At 67.7% G+C, this 260-nt stretch carries 1 protein-coding gene; it reads right to left on the reverse strand.

Annotation, left to right across the window (positions count from 1 at the left end; all coding sequences use genetic code 11):
- The coding region (locus tag QSJ97_RS24875) for a DUF3987 domain-containing protein (protein ID WP_285675194.1) at window positions 1–260 on the reverse strand (260 nt) is incomplete at both ends.

The following is a 260-nucleotide window of genomic DNA, read 5'->3' on the forward strand; positions in this document are numbered from 1 at the left end:
CGCAGCTGCTCGGCCTGGCGGATCTTCTCGGAGATGTCGGCTTCGGTGATGATGTGCCTCACCTCGGCGAGATGGTACTGCGCGATCGCGATGCCACTGGCCATGGTCTCCCGGTCCACCTCCGGGGCGTCGAGATCGTCGACGAGCGCGAGCACGCCGGCGATGCGGCAGGCCATTTCCGCCGTCTTCGAGGCATGGCCCGCGACATGGACAAGCTCGCCGCCGGGCGCGAGCTGGCGCTCGATGGTGTCATGATACGC

Source organism: Paralimibaculum aggregatum, assembly GCF_030270585.1.
Taxonomy (GTDB): Bacteria; Pseudomonadota; Alphaproteobacteria; order Rhodobacterales; family Rhodobacteraceae; genus Thermohalobaculum; species Thermohalobaculum aggregatum.